The following is a 17208-nucleotide window of genomic DNA, read 5'->3' on the forward strand; positions in this document are numbered from 1 at the left end:
GGGGGCTTTTTTTAGCCGAGTGATTAAAAAGCGCGACGGCGATAGGTGCGATAATCTGGCGACCAGGACGCCTTTTCAATCAGTTCCCGTAGCGTCGTACCACTGGTTTTCAGTGCCACGCCATTCTGCTGTGCCTGGGCAGCCACTTCAAAAGCAATCGACTTGCTGATATCGCGAATACGCGATAGCGGCGGCAGCAAAGCACCCTTGCCCTCTTTAACCAGCGGCGCTTCACGGGCCAGCGCACGCGAGGCACTCATCAGCATCTCGTCGGTGACGCGATTGGCACTGGCAGCAATCACCCCTAAACCGATACCTGGGAAGATATAGGCGTTGTTGCATTGGGCAATCGGGTAAGTGCGGCCGTTATAAACTACCGGCGCAAAGGGGCTACCCGTGGCGACCAAAGCTTGGCCATCGGTCCAGCGAATAACATCCTCTGGCACGGCCTCTGCCTGGGAAGTAGGGTTAGACAGCGGCATGATGACTGGGTGCTCACAGCCCGCGTGCATGGTGCGCACCACCTGCTCGGTGAAGATACCGCGCTGGCCGCAGACACCGATCAACACTGTTGGTTTGATCTGAGCGATCGTCTCTTCCAGACCCTGGCCATTCCACTCGGCGACTAGCGAAGGGTCGTGGGCTAAACGGCGCTGGAAGTCGCGCTGCCACTCTTGATCGCTGGTCATCAAGCCTTCGCGATCGACAATGTAAATGCGCGACCGGGCCTCGCTTTCGGTCAAGCCCTCCGCTTCCATCGCTACGACCACTTGCTCGGCGATTCCACACCCCGCCGAACCGCCGCCCACAAACACCACACGCTGCTGGGCAATGGTCTCTTCCCGGGCCTGACAAGCCGCCATTAGCGTACCCACTACCACAGAAGCAGTCCCCTGCACATCGTCGTTGAAGCAGCAAAGCTCGTTGCGGTAGCGCTCTAGCAGCGGCACCGCATTGGCCTGGGCAAAGTCTTCAAACTGCAGCAGTACGTTAGGCCAGCGGCGCTTCACAGCAGCGATAAATTCCGCCATGAAAGCATCGTACTCTTCCTGCCCTACCCGCTCGTGGCGCCAGCCCATGTACATGGGATCATCCAGCAGTGCTTTGTTGTTAGTGCCCACATCAATCATGATCGGCAGCGTGTAGGCGGGGCTAATACCGCCACAGGCGGTATACAACGCCAGTTTACCAATCGGGATACCCATGCCCCCGATGCCCTGGTCGCCGAGGCCTAGAATGCGCTCACCATCCGTCACTACGATCACTTTGACGTTATCTTTGGTGGCGCTACGCAGAATATCATCCATATGTTCGCGGTCAGGATAGCTAATAAACAGGCCGCGGTGGTTACGGTAAATGTTGGAAAATTCCTGACACGCCTGCCCCACCGTAGGGGTGTAAATAATCGGCAGCATCTCTTCAAGATGCTGGGAAACCATACGGAAATAGAGTGTTTCGTTGTCGTCTTGAATGGCGCGCAGGTGGATGTGCTTTTCGAGGTCGCTATGGCATTGTTGGTACTGGCGGTAGACCCGCTCTAGCTGATCCTCAATGGTTTCTACCTTCTGCGGCAGCAAACCAATCAGGTTAAACGCCAAGCGCTCCTGCTGAGTAAACGCGCTGCCTTTGTTCAATAGCGGCATTTCGAGCAAAGAAGGACCGGCGTAAGGAAGGTATAGGGGGCGTCTACTCTCGGTAGTCATAAGCACTCTCTTTTTTATGTCAATCACTGCTGCAATGCAGCAACATCGGGCGTTTGCGGCGTTTGAGCGTAATGTAACATGCTCCTGCGACAAAGGTGGAAGAGAGCGACCATGTTGATAAAAAAACGCCTCGGTTTAGGAAGCCTAAACCGAGGCGTGATGGCGCGATTAACTAGTGATCTAACGATGCCCTAGCAAGTTTTAGCGGTGGGTTTGCGCCCCTCCACGCCAGCGAAGAAGAATGGCCGCAGCTTAACGCCAAACATGTTGCCCGCAAACGCCGCTACCAACCACACCCAACCGTGAAGGCTGCCAGAGGCAATACCGCTGAAGTAAGCGCCAATATTGCAACCAAACGCTAAGCGCGCGCCATAACCTAGCAAGATGCCGCCGATGACCGCGGCCAAGATAGATTTCAGCGGGATTCTGAAGTTAGGTGCAAAGCGACCCGCCAAGCTGGCGGCAGCCAGCGCGCCCAGCATAATGCCGACATTCATTACCGTAGTGATGTCGCTCCATACGCTGGCTTCAAGGGCCGCTGCGTTACCAGGGGACTGCCAATAGCCCCACTGGCTGACATCGCCGCCCACCAGTTCAAAGCCTTTAGCACCCCACAGCGCAAACGCAGAGGTAATTCCCCAAGGGCGGCCTGCCAGTGCCAAGGTGGCAAAGTTGAGCAACGCCAACGCCACCGCGCCCGCCACTAACGGCCAAGGCCCAGTTAACCAACGCGCATACCCATGCTTATCGACCATGGGCGCCTGCTCTAACTGACCGTGACGACGCTTCTCCATCACCCAGGTAAACGCCGCAATAGCCGCAAACAGCACCAGGCTAATAGCGATCCCCCCACTGACCCCGGCGACGTTAACCAGCGATACCGGTTGAAAGGCCGGTAAGCTCTGCCACCAGGCAAAATGCGCCGAGCCAATCACCGAGCCGACAATAAAGAACACCAGAGTGATCAGCATGCGCGCGTTACCACCGCCTGCGGTAAACAGCGTGCCAGAGGCACAGCCGCCGCCTAACTGCATGCCCACACCGAACAGGAACGCCCCTACCAACACAGAAATACCAATGGGCGCCACAAAGCCCGACACCTCGTTGCCAAACAGGGAACCCGCCCCCAAGGCAGGGAAAAACAGCACCACAGCAATCGCCAGCATCACCATCTGGGCACGCAGGCCACGCCCGCGCCGCTCAGTAATAAATACCCGCCACGCTGAGGTAAAACCAAAGGCAGCGTGATACAGCACCATGCCAAATAGCCCGCCGACAATCATCAACAGGCCAATGTTGGCGTCAAAGACAACCCCAATAAGCAACGCACCCAGCACAATCGCCGCTGTGGCTATCAGCGGCACGCGATAGCTCTGCGGCGCAGCAACCGTCGTTGTAGACATACATTCACCTTTTGCAGCACCAAAAGCGCCTGTTAACAAACAGGCGCTTTTGGTAGACATGGACAATAGTTATAAGCCTAACGATAGCTGTAGAGCGCGGGAAATTCTTTATTTAAAGGTAGTTATATCTTTGGGGAATATATGGATGATGGAGCAACGCACCAGTCTAGCGCAAGAATCACCCTGCTATAGCAACCTAAAAGAATGCAGTACTTTGAATATTGTGGCGCTCTGTTCCTCCCACGACGCAGTAAAGGTGTTTATCATTATTCTATAGTGCCCATTAGGAGCGGCTAAAGAAGCAACGAGGGTAGATGTTTCTTGATCGCCATCTACAATGTTTACGACTTGATAAAGACACTCGATGTCTTTTACTCCGCAATTGGCCGAGGTCGATACAAAAATATCGCCCGGCACATGATATTGGAAACTGCTTTCAAGCAATAAACCGTACTCTTCTAAGGTAAGAGAGGCATCATTCTGATCGAAACCAATGAACATTTCTAACTCACCTGTTTCACTCTTTGTTCTTAAAATATAGTCTTTCCCGCTGGGCGCATAAATGGCCCAGGTAAGTGGAACGGATATAGCGAACTCGCCATTGGTAATTTTTTTGTTGCGTCGCTACTGATCACTTCAGAGTTATTGGCATCCTCTGTGGAAGCGATGGCTTTTTCTTTACCAACAGGAAGGTCTTTAACTTGAAATAAAATAACAACAAGCACGGCGATATTATATGCTTTGAGGAAACGCCTAACGTTTCTACCAGATTTGGGTAGGCAGAAAGGAAGCGCCATCAATGATGGGATTAAAATAGCCGTTAAGATAATATCTACAATCAATCCCTCGTAGCTAACATAACCATTAGGAGTCGCGAGTGTAAAGACCGCACAAGTAAGAAACAGCAAGATGGCAATAAGTAGTCGCATATTTTGTCCTTGGTGTAAGACAGAGCTTAGTCGTAGCCTAATTGTCTTCTTGATTGCAGATAATAAGTGAACTAATTACGAGCTAGCCACCTGCTAAAAGCCCTAGTGATTCGACGTAAATGAGAGTAAGCGTAAACTGGGCATTCGGTTCCCCTTGGCGGGCGGCAAGATCAAACCAGCGAATGGCGTCGCTCCGGCTCTCGGGAATGCTTTCGCCGCGAAGGTACATACTGCCTAAATTGTATTGGGCCATAGCATTGCCCTGAATGGCCGCTTGTTGATACCACTGCAGGGCGAGTACGCGGTTAATAGGCACGCCTTCACCAAACTGGTACATAGCGCCTAGCATGGTTTGAGCATCAGTATCTCCCTGTTCGGCGGCAAGACGGTACCAGTGCGCCGCTTCATGATCGTCTCGTTCAACGCCTGGGTTGTAACGGTACATAGCCCCCAGGTTGAATTGAGCCATGACGTCACCCTGCTCTGCGGCGCGACGGTACCACATCATCGCTTTTTCTGGGTTTGGGGGAATACCTGCACCAAAATCATACATATAGCCTAATTCAAACTGTGCATCAGCATCGCCCTGCTCGGCGGCCAGCCGAAACCAGTCTGCCGCTGCTCGCGCGTCTTGCTCAACGCCTTCTCCGTCTCGGTACATGATGCCCGTGTTGAACTGGGCAGAAATATGGCCTTGCTCAGCAGCCTGGCGATACCAACCCAACGCCTTGCGGCTATTTTGAGCAACGCCCAGGCCGGTATCGTACCGGTAGCCCACTCTAAACTGCGCATCGGCATCCCCTTGTTCTGCGGCCCGGCGATACCACTCAGTCGCGGTATCCTCATTCTGGGTAACGCCCTCGCCATTGGCATACATATACCCCAGTTGGTTTTGAGCGCCCATATGGCCGTTCTCAGCCGCAAGATTAAATAGCCTTAAGGCGTCACTCATGCTTTGAGTAACGCCTTCGCCCCGATAGTAAAGCCAGGCTAAGTTATTATAGGCATCAACCACTTCTTGGTCGGCGGCTAACTGAAACCACTCGATGGCTTTACTAAAATCCTGTACTACGCCTTCGCCATCGCGATACATAACACCTAAGTTATACTGTGCATCGGGAACACCCTGTTCAGCGGCGAGAAAATATAGCTCGGCCGCGTCACTAGAGCTTTGAGGGAGCCCAATGCCTAAGTAATACATCCCTGCCAGCATAAATTGGGCGTCAGGATGCCCCTGTTTTGTCGCGAGTCTAAGCCACGTGATGGCTTTGTTAGTATTTTTGGATACGCCATCGCCGTGACGATACATAGCACCAAGCTGATACTGTGACTCCGAATCACCTTGCTTAGCGCGTGCGACAAGCTGATCAAAACCTGCATTAACTTGATCGTCAGTATAAGCGCTAAGCGCTTCATTCATCGGCTGGGCTAATGCGGGTGAGGAGCATAAGAAAAGGGTGAGACTCAGAAGTGATATAGCAATAAGGTGAGGCATGGCATGCAATCCCTGCACTGATCTTAATTCTACTTATCTTCTCAGACTATTTGTTGGATTTCTATACAAACCACTCATTTTCTTGATCTCATGACTCCCACAAGGGCCTGAGTAACAAGGATCAAGAAATAAACAGAGGCGCTAACCGCCTTTGTAACAGCCTCGTGGTCAGCAAACTCCGAGGCTTAGTTCAGCATGATCGTTTTACCCGTACTACGACGCCGCTTAAGCTGCCGAATTCTTTATAGCCTTTTCATCTCGCCAATAGGTGTTAGCCACTCTCTTAGAGCGTAAAAAATAAAGAGTCCAGATAACTGACCATACCAGATTAAAAATGGAAGGTGGGATTCTCATCGCAAGGAAATACTCCCCAGCTTCAGGTGGCATAGTCACAACACAGAAGGCAAGAAGGCTAGCGTTCAACAAAGGGCCGGAAAGCCATATTAGCAACACGACGATGTAACGCGTAACTTTCTTATTACTCGCATATAAAACAACTACCATGCATAAATGGCAAAACACAAAAAAAGAAGTGTAAGGCACAGTTTCTAAAAATAATTAAACCAATCAGCATTTTCAACAACATCCTGTTCTCTTAAAAACTCTAGAATTTTGACCACAAAGATAAATGGAAGAATGATGCATACAACCCATATATAAAACATCAACCAACCACCTACCTACACCTACTGGCTTGTTGGGGTAAGGTAAGTCCCTCTCAGTCATTTCGATCCCTCTCTTCATTGATCCAAAAATGGTGATAGCGAATCTTACCACACTCACCCACTAGCATCCTCATAATACTTCGCCACAATTTTTTAAATACACTAATTTTTCTATAATCTCAAGTAAAATCCACTTTGCCTTAGCCATGGACGGTTTGAAGTGGCAATATCTATATATCGACAACCATGGTGCGAGGGGCAAGCAATACCAACCTTCGAGTAGAGAAGCCACTAAAGCGTCTAACGATTTACTTGAATAGTTTGTGACCAACCTTTTTTAGGTACAGACTGCCCCATTTCGGTTTGATTATTGTCGACTTTATTCAATCTTTGCCCATGCAGTAGGTATCGTTGTCATGCACGGTATGGGTTTCACCGCAGTCGAAATCTTTTTGGGCATGGAGCCAAATTTGCTCCTCGCCGGTGGCATCCTCAAGTCAGGCCAGTAGGGCAAACGCTGGGTTTTCCAGTGCTCGTCGAAGGTGCCTTGATAACTGACCCGGGGCTCCCACCAAGGGGCAATGGACCCAAAGCCTGCCGGAGCCGGACGATCAAAGGGTGAGGTGACCAGGGCATCGGGATCTTCAAGCTGGGGAGCGGGTAGCCGTGTGACGGCGTTAAGGTCGGGTTTTAAATACCGGGCAACCTCGCTGGACACCCGCTTATAGTCAGCGCGTGATGGCAACCAGCCCCGCCCAGCGGGGTTGTCGCGGTAGTAGAGCGTGTTGGTGAGGGTGTCCCCGTCGGGCAGGCTGTAGTGCCCACCGAAGGCATAGCGGTAGTTCAGCGGGACTTCGCTCACCGGAGTGGGGTCAGTAACCCGCCAGCCGCCGAGCAGCTGCCAGCGGAACTCCCGTGGCCCGCGCACGATCAGGCGTTTGTCCACAGAGCCCACCTGCACCCGCACCTGCCAGGTGCTGCGCGGCTGGCCTGTGGGCGAGAGCAGGGTGCAATTCCCGCCAATTACAAACCGTTATACCCTGGATTCATGAGCTGACACAGAATTCTGACACTACCGACGAAGAGCCTTTATTATCAATTTTTCAAAGTAGCCAACCTAGGTGGTTCATCATATGAGAACTTAAAATCGTATTGGCCATCATTTTGAACATCAAGGTCGCAGATAGTCCAGGCTCGGCTTTCCCTATCGTTCTGAGCCATAACCTTGCGGAGTTCTTTAAAAGCATTAGTGGTATCAACTCCTAAGCGTAACTCATACAATTCATCACCAATAAATACTTTCCCTTCGGGCTAATGACTAATTCACCTTCAATATCATCAATTTCAATATTCAGCTGAATTTTATCCCACTTGTGAGGTACTAAAAGCAAGACCTCCTGAACTACATTACCCTGTAGATTAACACTCATTTAAAACTCCCATCCATCACGATTAAAAATCTAAAAATGAGCCTGAATCATCCACTTCTCTTTTATTTTTACCTTGCATGTCGTCAATTATCAGTGAATTAATAAAGCTATTGAGACTATCCGACACTACAAATAGAGAGCCATCATCAGTTTCAGCCTCATGAAACCAAAAATAAATACCACCGCCAGCGCTTGACACGCATATCTGACTGCCTCCAATAGATTCACCAATTGTTACAAAACCAGCCGGAATCTGATCTTTATACATCACATTTTTCTTTATTAAATTATTCTTTCCACTTAAACCATAAAGAATCTCCAATGACTGAAAGCCATCTTCTGAATCAATCGGAGTTTTTTGTTTTGGCTTAAACATAGTCCCATTATCAAAAACAATTGAGCCATTATAATCATTTAACAGCAACACATAATCATCTGGTAGTCTGATATCGAGCTCTGAGCATACTTGCTCATAAGAACATTGCTCAATTGAATCATCTTTCAATGCCCTTGCCCCAAGGTTCCTTAAAATTTCACTGTACATTAAAACCCTCCTCTAAGATCTTATGCAGATCCTATATGCGGTATATTTCCGTGCAACTTTGTAGGAATAAACTGTATTGTCACATTATCTAGATGATGTAGTGCTGTCCCCCTATGCCAGGTATAATTATCGCACTTGACCTCTTCGCTGCGGTCGTTGAGGGCCAGTAGGTCGAGGTCTTTTTGGACGAGGAGCCAGCCTGCTCCTCGCCGGTGGCATCTTCAAAGCGCAGTTCGTTAAAGCCTTTGCTTTTATGGCTCTGGGTGCGGATCACCATGCGGGTTTTGTTGGCCGGTAGCGGTTAAGGTGGCGTGTTCACCGCATAAAAGGTGTGCCCGGTGATCAGCGACTGATCTGGGTCAGGCCGCCCCTGGGGATCGCGATGCTGCCGTAGCCGCCGCCCGCCCAGCCTTGAACCACGCGTATCCAACGGCTTCGTTAGAATCGGTCTGAATTCAGACGGGACGAACGGCTGACACAGAATTCTGAACACTACCGGTCTGCATGATACAGGCTTTTGAATACATTACTCATAGGCAGTTACAGAACTTGGTTCACAGGCTCATATTTCAGACGTCAACAGTCCGAAAGCCTGAAGGTTGTGACGATCGAAAAGCTCCGGGTAGTCACCTCGAAGTATATCCTCAATCTGCCTTGGAGGCTCGTCTTTGATACTACTCATTCTCAAGCATTGTGATCAATCCGAAATCTTTAATTTGCTTGGCGAAATCAAACGGGGACTTTCCACTATCATTTTTATGGTTGGGGTTTGCGCCGTGCCTTACAAATAGATCGACTGTTTTATAGTTCCCTCTGGCATTAAAAACCGCTGTCCACAAAGGCTCATTTCCGTACTTATCACTGATAGAAAAGTTTGCCCCACCTTCAGCTAAAATCTCGGCAACCTCAAACGCTCCATTGGCAGCAGCATAGTGTAAGGGAACCATTTCCTTCGGATCCTGGCTATCTACATCCGCTCCTCTGGAAATTAGGTCCCGGGCGCACTCAAGGCTATTGTAAGCAGCAGCCTCATGAAGCAGTGTTTGTCCATCTTCGTTTTCTGCGTTTACATCAACGCCATCAATTAAACGAAGATAGTCTTGGTAGTTCTTTAATCGGATCGCCTGAAAAACATCTTCAATACTCATATTTAGTCGACCTCGTACTTACGGCTCCGGTTTGCACTAGGAGATTCCGGCTGATAATTATTTGGGTCTCTATAAAACGTCATGAACTCTTCCTTCGTGATCTTATCATCCATGTAGTCCTTGTGTAGTTTTCGATATTCGTGACCAGGCTTATGCCCCATATCCCACTGACCAGCCCTTGACTTCGAAGTGTCCCATTCTAGTAACTCACCTGTATTCGGATCATAGATATTTCCGTCAGGTTGCTTCGCGTTCTCCCATACATCTTCAACCTGACCCTTACCGTACTTAGGCCTTCTCTTAGAGTCAGAGTAGGGGTTTTAACTGGAACATCAATATCCCCTCCTTGCCCAGTTTTTCCTCGCCCCGCAATCTGCCCCCCCTTCCTCAGGCGCCGGTGGTGGCACATCCGCCTTAGTCGAGGTGTCGTCAGTGCTACTAGACGAATCTCTGTCAACCCTCTTGGGCTTTTTGAAACCGCCAAACACCTTGTTAACAAAGGAACCGAGAGAGCGCCCGATGGGCGTAGCATCAAGTAACACAGGCAAAATGGCCTGGCCGTATTGGCCTGACCTGATGCCATCTCCCACTCCTTCAAGCAGCTGTGCTCCCGCTATAACGGGGTTAAAACCAATAAGAAAATCAACCCATGTCCCTTTGCCATTGGCACGCGCGGTCTGCCGTCCAACGTTCTCTCGCAACTCTCCAACACTGGCGGTAGCTTCATTGATGTAGTCTATCAAATCATGCAGCTCATCATCCGTGAGGGTGCCGTTGCGAGAGGCCTCCATCATCGCTTGCTGCTGGTGCTCCACCGTCTGGGAAAGCTCCTCTACCTGCGCCCGCAACGCCAGGGCTTGTTCCGAGGTTTTGCCTGTGGGGTTGTCGTTCAAAGCCTCTCGTAGTTCGCCTACGCGTTCCAGGTTGGCTTGTGCCTCTTGCTGTAATTGCTCGGCCACGCTGAGTGACTCGCTGGTCTCTTCGGGCTGGCTGTTGACGGTCTCGGTGTTGGTGTGGACATAGCCCTTGGCGCCGCCTACCCCGGCGGCGTTGCAGTTGATCGTGCATTCGCTGCCGTCATGGACAACCGGTTGGCCGTTGGCTTTGACGTTGTCCTGTCCGGTCAAGAACAGCACGTGACCACTGCCTTGGGAGGTGCCGGAGCCCACCCCCGAGCCGTCGTTGCCCTCGGTGCCTTGGCACAAATCGCCGACCCGGTAGGTGCGCTGCCCGGCGGTGATCACGTTGGGCGAGTAGTTCACAGGGTTGCCGAGCGTCGCCTCGGAATCGAAACCCACGATTTTATCGCCCACCTGACAAAAATCAGGGTAGCTGGTCAACGCTCTCCAGCGGGCCTCCGCATTACCGGCGTGGCGGGCCTGGCCGTTACGGGCTTGCCCCTGGGCGTCTGGTGGCGTGTTGCTGTCATCCGACATGGCGTGCCCCTCCGGTAGATGATAACGCCGCCAGCGGTGTGCGCCGGATGCGTACCTGCTTGAGCGGGTCATCGAGCGGAAACAGTGCCCGCCAGGTGAGGCTAACGTCTTCGTGATCCAGGTCGATCACCACGCTGTCGAGGGCCAGTGGGGTATTGCCGCGCTGGCCACTGGCGTGTTCGGTGAGAGCCTGCAGGGCGATGCCCGGTAGCCGGGTGCGGTGGCGAAAGCGTTGGCGGTCTCCCACCATAATCGCCTGGCTATTGGCTAAGCAGTTGGTGAGGATCATCAGTTCGTCGCCGCGCAGGTAGTCGGGGGCGACCAGATCCGCCGGGGCGCTGTGGTGAAAGCGATAGTCGAAGTCTTCGGGCCAGTAGGGCAACCGCTGGGTTTTCCAGTACTCGTCGAAGGTACCTTGATAACTCACCCGGGGCTCCCACCAGGGGGCGATGGGCCCAAAGCCTGCCGGAGCCGGACGATCAAAGGGTGAGGTGACCAGCCAGTCCGGGTCTTCCAGTTGAGGTGCAGGCAACTGCGTGACGGCGTTGAGATCGGGTTTTAGGTACCTGGCAACCTCGCTGGATACCCGCTTATAGTCAGCGCGTGATGGCAACCAGCCGCGCCCGGCGGGGTTGTCGGGGTAGTAGAGCGTGTTAGCAAGGGCGTCCCCGTCGGGCAGGCTGTAGTGGCCGCCGAAGGCGTAGCGGTAGTCCAGCGGGACTTCACTCACCGGCGTGGGGTCAGTGACCCGCCAGCCACCGAGCAGTTGCCAGCGGAACTAGACGATCATATCTACCTGTGAGCTAGCTGACACAGAATTCTGAACACTACCGCTGGCACAGAATATTAAGAGCTCTCTTTGTCATTCCTTCAAAGTAGCCAATCTAGGCGGTTCATCATATGAGAACTTAAATTTGAATTGTCCATCATTCTGAATTTCAAGATCGCAAATCGTCCAGGCACGATTTTCCTTATCGTTCTGGGCCATAACCTCACGAAGCTTTTTAAAAGAATTTCGAGCCACTATATCTAATCGAAGTTCATCGGCACTTCCGTCATACCAAACATCAGCCTCTGGGCTTACCACTATTTCTCCTTCAACATCATCAATTTCAATATTTACAGTTATCTTCTCCCATCCTGGCCCAACTAAGCCTGCCACCTCTTGAACAACATTTTTCTGAAATTCTATAGACATTTACTTACTCCTTTCTTTATCCACCTTGTTTATTTTCAAATACAAACGTTTTCCAGCGCTCTCCATCAACACGGTATGAAGCTTCAAACTCATCAGGCCTATTTGTACTATTATTGGGGTTATACTGAGGCGAAATCCTGACTTCCACATTCTTCCCAACATTCACTGGATCTTGGGCAGCTCGCTTCATAGAGCGCTCAAATTTCCCATATTGGCCCTGGTTCAAATTCGGCGGACCATTGGGATTTACTCGTGCCCCATTACCCGGCACCACATTCAATCTATTTGTAGGCCCACCGAACTGATCACCAATAAGGTGAAAGCCTACATCTCCTGGCTGTCCTTCCTTTCCAATAACACTAGTGCTAATGCCGTCCGTGCCTGCTCGGCCATCCAGCGCATCCAACCGGACTGTTCCGGAAGCTTCCGTGACTCGGCCCAGATTATCAGTTTCCCAAGCATACGTACCATATTCATAACGCGCATTTGGTAGAGGATTGTTAGCCGCCCGATTGAAATCCGTAACATTATCAAACCGGTGAACAATCTTCCCTCCTTGCTTTGCGCTAATCTGCACCCCTTCGTTGTCTCCTGGCGTCCCACTGCGATTGGCACTTCCCGCCGCATCTCCTGTCCTATCAGTATTCCGGGCAATGTCCACGACGTCATCCGCCTTACGTAAAAGCCCTACCCCCGGAATAACCGAGGCAGCCGTCAGCAGGGTCATGCCCGACGCGGCGAGTAATCTACCTTCGCCCCACAATGCCATTGTGTCTTGTATATCCACAACGATGCCATACGGTGTAGCGGCTTCGGCCACAAACACCCCCGCTGCTCGGATGTTGCGACCACTTTCTGAGGTATAACGCACTTGGCGCTCGGCTTCTTGCTGCATATCGGCGGCACGATTAGCAGCCTCGTCGACCTCAAAACTACTCTCGATATAGTCGTTACCGCTGATGCGCCCTTCCCTTAGCGCATCCATAAGGGCGTCTTGTTGAGCTCGGGTCTCGCTGGCTAATTGCTGAACCTCCGCATAGAGCGCTTCAGCCTCGGCAGCGGTTTTGCCGTTGGGGTTATCGTGCAGGGCGTCGCGTAGCTCGCCCACGCGTTCTAGGTTGGCTTCGCCTTGTTGCTGAAACAGTTCAGCCTCGCTGAGCGCCTCGCTGCTCTCTTCGGCCTGGCTGTTGACGCTCTCGGTGTTGGTGTGGACATAGCCCTTGGCGCCGCCTGCCCCGGCGGCGTTGCAGTTGATCGTGCATTCGCTGCCGTCGCGAACGACAGGCAGGCCGTTGGCTTTGACGTTGTCGTGCCCGGTCATGAACAGCACGTGGCCGCTGCCCTGGGAGGTGCCAGAGCCCACCCCCGATCCGGCGTTGCCCTCGGTGCCTTGGCATAAATCGCCGACCCGGTAGGTGCGCTGCCCGGCGGTGATCACGTTAGGCGAGTAGTTCACCGGGTTGCCAAGCGGTCCCGAGGAGTCAAAACCCACGATCTTGTCACCCACCTGACAAAAATCAGGAAAGCTGGTCAACGCTCTCCATCGGGCCTCCGCATTACCGGCGTGACGGGCTTGGCCGCTAAGGGTTTCGCCTTGGGGTGACTCTCCCTGGGTATCGCGCGGTGTGCTGCTGTCAGCACCGGGTGGGCCGTCGCCCTCTTCGCACAGTCCGTCAGGTGTCACACACATGGGGGCTAGCTCGTGCGCGTTATCCGACATGGCGCGCTCCTCCGGTGGATGAGGTCGCTGCCAGCCGTGTGCGCCGGATGCGTACCTGCTTGAGTGGGTCATCGAGCGGGAACAGTGCCCGCCAGGTGAGGGTGACGTCTTCACGATCCAGGTCGATACCCACCGTGTCCAGCGCCAACAGGGTATTGCCCCGCTGGCCACTGGCGTGTTCGGTGAGAGCCTGCAGGGCGATGCCCGGTAGCCGGGTGCGGTGGCGAAAGCGTTGGCGGTCTCCCACCATGATCGCGCGGCTATTGGGCAGGAGTTGGTGAGGATCATCAGTTCGTCACCGCGCAGGTAGTCAGGCGCGACCAGATCCGCCGGGGCGCTGTGGTGAAAGCGATAGTCGAAGTCTTCGGGCCAGTAGGGCAACCGCTGGGTTTTCCAGTGGTTGTCGAAGGTGCCTTGATAACTGACCCGGGGCTCCCACCAGGGGGCGATGGGGCCAAAGCCTGCCGGGGCCGGGCGGTCGAAGGGTGAGGTGACCAGCCAATCCGGGTCTTCCAGTTGGGGGGCGGGTAGCCGTGTCACAGCGTTAAGGTCAGGTTTTAGGTACCGGGCGACCTCGCTGGACACCCGCTTATAGTCAGCACGTGATGGCAACCAGCCCCGCCCAGCGGGGTTGTCGGGGTAGTAGAGCGTGTTAGCAAGGGCGTCCCCGTCGGGCAGGCTGTAGTGGCCGCCGAAGGCGTAGCGGTAGTCCAGCGGGACTTCACTCACCGGCGTGGGGTCAGTGACCCGCCAGCCACCGAGCAGTTGCCAGCGGAACTCCCGTGGCCCACGCACGATCAGGCGTTTGTCCAACGGGCCTACCTGTACCCGCACCTGCCAGGTGCTGCGCGGTTGCCCGGTGGGCGAGCGCAGGGTGCCATGCACGTGCACTTCGGTGCTCAGTTTGCCGAGCAGCACGTCGCGGTCATCGGTGATGACCTGGGCATACAGGTTGTCGCTATCGCCCTCAAGCGTGGGCTGCCAGCGAATCGGCTGCTGGTGGCTGGACTCGAACAGCGGCCAGTTGTCTTCGGTGAAGCGGTAGGTGGCGCGGACCACCACCACATCATACTCTTGGTCGCCCGGGCCGAGCTTGCGATACAGCGCATGGGGGAACGACGTTGGATTAATCACTTGCGCCATGTACTACCACCCCGGCGACTTAGCGTCGCTTGGTTCAGGGCCATCGCTTTCCTCGGCACTTCCCGGTGCGGGTTGGGCCGTGCCGGTGTTGAGCAGTACGTCATCGGGGCCGTCGACATGCACCTTGGTGCCCGCCTTGACGTGGATCTCACCCGCATCCAGGTAGATGGCGTCCTCAGTGAGCACCAGCCGGCTGTTGCCTACCTGCAGGGTGAGCTGGTTACCGGCCTTGAGGGTGATGTTGCGCCCGACATTGAGCGAGTGGTTAAGCCCCACCTGGGTGCTCTTGCTGAGCCCGACCAGGGTATTCATTATCGCCCCGACGTTGAGGCTGTAGCCCAGGCCGACGTTTTCCATGCGGCCCATGCCGACGTTCTGCAGGTACGCCTTGCCAACGGTTTCGGTTTTGTTCTTACCGACTTTGCTCGACCAGTTTTTGCCGATGCGGTCGGTTTCGTTGCCATCCACCGTTTTGCGACGGTTCTTGTGCACGGTAAAGGTTTCGTTACCGTCGACGGTATGGGTCTCGTTGCCATGCACCGTGTGGACTTCATGGCGGTGGACAGTGCGGGTTTCGTCGCGGTCGATGTCGGTGGTGCGATCACGAAAGACGTGCAGGGTGCTATCGCGCTTGATGTCCTCGGTGCGGTCGTTAAGGGTTAGCAGATCGAGGTCTTTCTGGGCGTGCACCCAAATTTGCTCTTCGCCCGCTTCGTCTTCAAAGCGCAGCTCGTTAAAGCCCTCCGCCTTGTGGCTTTGGGTGCGGATGACCGTGCGGGTTTTGTAGGCAGGGAGCGGATAAGGCGGCCGGTTAACCGCGTGGTAGGTGCGCCCCGTGATGAGCGGCTGATCTGGGTCTCCCTCCAAGAACGACAAAATGACCTCATGCCCGATCCTGGGGATCGCCATGCTGCCATAACCGCCGCCTGCCCAGCCCTGGGCAACGCGCACCCAGCAGCTGGCGGTTTCGTTAGAGGCGGAGTAGCGATCCCAAGGAAACTGTACTTTGACCCGGCCATATTTGTCGCAGTAGATCTCTTCGCCCGCTGGCCCGACTACAAAGGCCACCTGGGGGCCATCGACCCGGGGTTTGGGGTTGGGCACCGGGCGGAAGGTCTGATCCCGGGGCATGATCACCACTTCATTGTGGTAGCGGGTCATCAGCTCGCCTGCTTGCGCTGAGCTGGCCCCACTACCCCCCCGCGCATGCCATCCTCTTCTAGCGCCTGAGGTTGCTCGCCGTGGTGCACCACCGATACCACCTGCCAAGCACGGTTGAGGCTATCGATATCGTGGTCGGTGAGAGTAAAGCAGGTACCGGGGGCGAGTTCGGGGAGGTCGCTTTCCGCTTCGGCGGTGGTGGCGTCGGCACGTAGCGATTCTAGCCGGTGGCGGGTAAACGGCTTGCCGGAGGCGTCCTTCTTATAGCGCCCTGGGTAGTCGTAGTGTTCGTAATCCTCTCGCTGAGCGTGCTCCCCTAGATTGGGGGCCTGGTGTTCGTGTAGCTGAGCGTAAGGCGGGTTCTTGAAGCTGTAATCCTTGAGTGTGGCCGAGGCGGGGCGTACCCGACTGACCTGGCGTAACTTGCGCAAGTGACGTCGGGGCGGCGTGCCACCGGCGCGGCCGTGGTAGGTACGCTCGCCGATGTTAGGCAGTACCACCGTGGCATCGGCAAACACCAACTGATGAGCCCCGCCTTCAGCGTTCTCAAACTCATGGAAATAAAAGCAGCCCTCTTCGGCGGCCAAGCGCTCGATAAAGGCCAGGTCGGTCTCACGGTACTGAACCAAGAACTCACGGCTGGGCGGTGTGCGCGTAGTGGCAAACTCGATATCGGTGAGGCCACGCTCGCTGGCTAACGTTTTGATTGCATCATGAGGGATGGTGTCTTGAAAGATACGAGAGTTATGCCGTAGCGATAGTCGCCACAGGGCGGGGCGAATTTCCACCCGATAAAAGCTGCGCCTGTGCCCGCGATCGCCGCGATGCAGCTCAGCGATAATGCCATGGACTCGGCGCAGCGGCTCGCCATCCTGCCAAATGGTGAGCGTGGCATTTTGATCCAAACAGTCGCTGGGCGACAGGTCGTGGGTGCGGCTGGCGAACTCAACGGTGAGCGCAAACGTCTCCGACAGCGCTTCGCGATGGGTAAAGCTCACCACCGCCGTGTCAGTAGCCCCGGGAAGGGTCAAGGTAAACTGAAGACCCGTATTATCAGCCATTGTAAGCCCCCTCTTCGCGGCCACTGCCGATTAAAATACCGCCGCAGAAAACTGCATGATTGGTCAGCGCAACCGGCTTATCGTCCAGCGTGATGATTAAGCGACCAGCCACTACCTTTTTTCGTCCCATTACTGTTCCTCCGCTGCTGTTTTTCTAGACAGGGTGACGGCA

General features: G+C 54.0%; 20 protein-coding genes. All 20 read right to left on the minus strand.

What is annotated here, in order from left to right; translation table 11 throughout:
- Window positions 1-23 precede the first annotated feature (23 nt).
- The 20 genes from FDY98_RS17530 to FDY98_RS17615 all read right to left on the minus strand — a co-directional run bounded on the left by FDY98_RS17530 (window position 24) and on the right by FDY98_RS17615 (window position 17166).
- A complete protein-coding gene (locus FDY98_RS17530; RefSeq protein WP_022522010.1) occupies window positions 24-1703 on the minus strand; it encodes an NAD-dependent malic enzyme in 1680 nt (559 codons plus the stop codon).
- A gap of 191 nt (window positions 1704-1894) precedes the next feature.
- Window positions 1895-3106: a YeeE/YedE family protein gene (locus FDY98_RS17535; RefSeq protein ID WP_027956895.1), complete on the minus strand. Its 1212-nt coding sequence runs from the start codon at window positions 3104-3106 to the stop codon at window positions 1895-1897.
- Window positions 3107-3292: 186 nt separating this feature from the next.
- The gene (locus tag FDY98_RS17540) at window positions 3293-3607 is read right to left on the minus strand and encodes a hypothetical protein (RefSeq protein WP_155706018.1); all 315 of its coding nucleotides are present in this window, start codon (window positions 3605-3607) and stop codon (window positions 3293-3295) included.
- 29 nt (window positions 3608-3636) lie between these two features.
- Window positions 3637-4035, minus strand: a complete 399-nt coding sequence (locus tag FDY98_RS17545; protein ID WP_155706019.1) for a hypothetical protein — start codon at window positions 4033-4035, stop codon at window positions 3637-3639.
- A gap of 82 nt (window positions 4036-4117) precedes the next feature.
- A complete protein-coding gene (locus tag FDY98_RS17550) occupies window positions 4118-5530 on the minus strand; it encodes an SEL1-like repeat protein (protein ID WP_051430511.1) in 1413 nt (470 codons plus the stop codon).
- 225 nt (window positions 5531-5755) lie between these two features.
- Complete coding sequence (locus tag FDY98_RS29665; RefSeq protein WP_442907989.1) at window positions 5756-6073, minus strand: DUF2569 family protein; 318 nt, start codon at window positions 6071-6073, stop codon at window positions 5756-5758.
- Window positions 6074-6574: 501 nt separating this feature from the next.
- On the minus strand, window positions 6575-7219 hold the full coding sequence (locus FDY98_RS17560; protein ID WP_081742583.1) for a DUF2169 domain-containing protein: 645 nt from the start codon (window positions 7217-7219) through the stop codon (window positions 6575-6577).
- A 71-nt stretch (window positions 7220-7290) separates the two neighbouring features.
- The gene (locus FDY98_RS29670) at window positions 7291-7476 is read right to left on the minus strand and encodes an immunity protein YezG family protein (RefSeq protein WP_155706021.1); all 186 of its coding nucleotides are present in this window, start codon (window positions 7474-7476) and stop codon (window positions 7291-7293) included.
- The gene (locus FDY98_RS26320; RefSeq protein WP_196518303.1) at window positions 7458-7625 is read right to left on the minus strand and encodes a hypothetical protein; all 168 of its coding nucleotides are present in this window, start codon (window positions 7623-7625) and stop codon (window positions 7458-7460) included. Before FDY98_RS26320 ends, FDY98_RS29670 begins: the two co-directional genes overlap by 19 nt.
- 22 nt (window positions 7626-7647) lie before the next feature.
- Window positions 7648-8169, minus strand: a complete 522-nt coding sequence (locus tag FDY98_RS17570; protein ID WP_027956900.1) for an SMI1/KNR4 family protein — start codon at window positions 8167-8169, stop codon at window positions 7648-7650.
- Between the two features lie 20 nt (window positions 8170-8189).
- A complete protein-coding gene (locus tag FDY98_RS29675) occupies window positions 8190-8336 on the minus strand; it encodes an HNH endonuclease (RefSeq protein ID WP_081742590.1) in 147 nt (48 codons plus the stop codon).
- 507 nt (window positions 8337-8843) lie between these two features.
- Complete coding sequence (locus FDY98_RS17580; protein ID WP_027956901.1) at window positions 8844-9317, minus strand: ankyrin repeat domain-containing protein; 474 nt, start codon at window positions 9315-9317, stop codon at window positions 8844-8846.
- Window positions 9318-9319: 2 nt separating this feature from the next.
- Complete coding sequence (locus FDY98_RS17585) at window positions 9320-9547, minus strand: HNH/ENDO VII family nuclease (protein ID WP_081742584.1); 228 nt, start codon at window positions 9545-9547, stop codon at window positions 9320-9322.
- A 102-nt stretch (window positions 9548-9649) separates the two neighbouring features.
- Window positions 9650-10753 (minus strand): hypothetical protein, encoded by a 1104-nt coding sequence (locus FDY98_RS17590; RefSeq protein ID WP_027956902.1) that lies wholly within the window; start codon window positions 10751-10753, stop codon window positions 9650-9652.
- Entirely contained in the window at window positions 10743-11519 is a 777-nt protein-coding gene (locus tag FDY98_RS17595; protein WP_081742585.1) for a DUF2169 family type VI secretion system accessory protein, read from the minus strand. The genes FDY98_RS17590 and FDY98_RS17595 overlap by 11 nt, the downstream gene beginning before the upstream one ends.
- Window positions 11520-11615: 96 nt before the next feature.
- Entirely contained in the window at window positions 11616-11951 is a 336-nt protein-coding gene (locus FDY98_RS17600; RefSeq protein ID WP_027956904.1) for an immunity protein YezG family protein, read from the minus strand.
- 16 nt (window positions 11952-11967) lie between these two features.
- Entirely contained in the window at window positions 11968-14814 is a 2847-nt protein-coding gene (locus tag FDY98_RS17605; protein WP_155706022.1) for a DUF2169 domain-containing protein, read from the minus strand.
- A 3-nt stretch (window positions 14815-14817) separates the two neighbouring features.
- Entirely contained in the window at window positions 14818-15975 is a 1158-nt protein-coding gene (locus FDY98_RS28505; protein WP_340147028.1) for a type VI secretion system Vgr family protein, read from the minus strand.
- Window positions 15975-17036, minus strand: coding sequence for a type VI secretion system tip protein TssI/VgrG (gene tssI, locus FDY98_RS28510; RefSeq protein ID WP_340147029.1), 1062 nt, complete (start codon window positions 17034-17036; stop codon window positions 15975-15977). Before tssI ends, FDY98_RS28505 begins: the two co-directional genes overlap by 1 nt.
- Window positions 17029-17166, minus strand: coding sequence for a hypothetical protein (locus tag FDY98_RS17615; RefSeq protein ID WP_155706023.1), 138 nt, complete (start codon window positions 17164-17166; stop codon window positions 17029-17031). The genes tssI and FDY98_RS17615 overlap by 8 nt, the downstream gene beginning before the upstream one ends.
- Between the last annotated feature and the right edge of the window lie 42 nt (window positions 17167-17208).

Origin of the sequence: Halomonas sp. PA16-9 (genome assembly GCF_009728585.1) — a bacterium.
GTDB classification, from domain to species: Bacteria; Pseudomonadota; Gammaproteobacteria; order Pseudomonadales; family Halomonadaceae; genus Vreelandella; species Vreelandella titanicae.

What these genes read in the sequence shown, in the direction of transcription:
- FDY98_RS17530 (WP_022522010.1), bottom strand. Translation starts at nt 1,703, where the DNA reads ATGACTACCGAGAGTAGACGCCCCCTATACCTTCCTTACGCCGGTCCT.
- FDY98_RS17535 (WP_027956895.1), bottom strand. Translation starts at nt 3,106, where the DNA reads ATGTCTACAACGACGGTTGCTGCGCCGCAGAGCTATCGCGTGCCGCTG.
- FDY98_RS17540 (WP_155706018.1), bottom strand. Translation starts at nt 3,607, where the DNA reads ATGTTCATTGGTTTCGATCAGAATGATGCCTCTCTTACCTTAGAAGAG.
- FDY98_RS17545 (WP_155706019.1), bottom strand. Translation starts at nt 4,035, where the DNA reads ATGCGACTACTTATTGCCATCTTGCTGTTTCTTACTTGTGCGGTCTTT.
- FDY98_RS17550 (WP_051430511.1), bottom strand. Translation starts at nt 5,530, where the DNA reads ATGCCTCACCTTATTGCTATATCACTTCTGAGTCTCACCCTTTTCTTA.
- FDY98_RS26320 (WP_196518303.1), bottom strand. Translation starts at nt 7,625, where the DNA reads ATGAGTGTTAATCTACAGGGTAATGTAGTTCAGGAGGTCTTGCTTTTA.
- FDY98_RS17570 (WP_027956900.1), bottom strand. Translation starts at nt 8,169, where the DNA reads ATGTACAGTGAAATTTTAAGGAACCTTGGGGCAAGGGCATTGAAAGAT.
- FDY98_RS17580 (WP_027956901.1), bottom strand. Translation starts at nt 9,317, where the DNA reads ATGAGTATTGAAGATGTTTTTCAGGCGATCCGATTAAAGAACTACCAA.
- FDY98_RS17590 (WP_027956902.1), bottom strand. Translation starts at nt 10,753, where the DNA reads ATGTCGGATGACAGCAACACGCCACCAGACGCCCAGGGGCAAGCCCGT.
- FDY98_RS17600 (WP_027956904.1), bottom strand. Translation starts at nt 11,951, where the DNA reads ATGTCTATAGAATTTCAGAAAAATGTTGTTCAAGAGGTGGCAGGCTTA.
- FDY98_RS17605 (WP_155706022.1), bottom strand. Translation starts at nt 14,814, where the DNA reads ATGGCGCAAGTGATTAATCCAACGTCGTTCCCCCATGCGCTGTATCGC.
- FDY98_RS28505 (WP_340147028.1), bottom strand. Translation starts at nt 15,975, where the DNA reads ATGACCCGCTACCACAATGAAGTGGTGATCATGCCCCGGGATCAGACC.
- tssI (WP_340147029.1), bottom strand. Translation starts at nt 17,036, where the DNA reads ATGGCTGATAATACGGGTCTTCAGTTTACCTTGACCCTTCCCGGGGCT.
- FDY98_RS17615 (WP_155706023.1), bottom strand. Translation starts at nt 17,166, where the DNA reads ATGGGACGAAAAAAGGTAGTGGCTGGTCGCTTAATCATCACGCTGGAC.